General features: G+C 56.3%; 1 pseudogene. It reads left to right on the top strand.

The annotated features are described in order from the left end of the window. A pseudogene (locus EN749_RS38435) lies at positions 1-208 on the top strand (dienelactone hydrolase-related enzyme); the annotation flags it as partial. Positions 209-474 lie beyond the last annotated feature (266 nt).

Below are 474 nucleotides of genomic sequence, written 5' to 3'. Positions count from 1 at the left end.
GCCTGATCTCGATCTTCAGGTTGTGTTGGCTAGGAGAGATAAAGTGGTGTTGCCAGAGCTATCGGAGAGGTTCATGCAGAGGCTGAAGGACGCCGGGGCTAGGCCAAATATTCTGGAATTAAACTGTGGTCACTATTCGCTTGCCATGCCGCCTTACATTCTGTTCGCCGGTTTGAGCTTGAAGCGGTTACTAAGGCGTGCCCGTTGAGCGGTTTCCCTCACGTTAAATCCGGGGAAGCTGTGGGGAGCGACAACGTCGCAGAGGTGAACAATTTGGCTGTTTTTTTGCCGGTCGGGACGCGGCGATTGGCTGGTATCGATTGGACGGGAACAGTTCCCTAGCGGCGAAAAAATCTCATGCCGGCGCAACGGCGGCAAGGCTCAGCTGCGTATCCCACACCGTTCTTGATCACGGCGGCGTCGCGATCGTTTTCGAGCGCCTGCAGCCCGACGCCGTTACACGATACGCAAGGC

The sequence above is a fragment of the Mesorhizobium sp. M7A.F.Ca.ET.027.02.1.1 genome, from assembly GCF_004022985.1.
In the GTDB taxonomy this organism is placed as follows: Bacteria; Pseudomonadota; Alphaproteobacteria; order Rhizobiales; family Rhizobiaceae; genus Mesorhizobium.
This window is presented reverse-complemented; position numbering and strand designations above follow the sequence as displayed.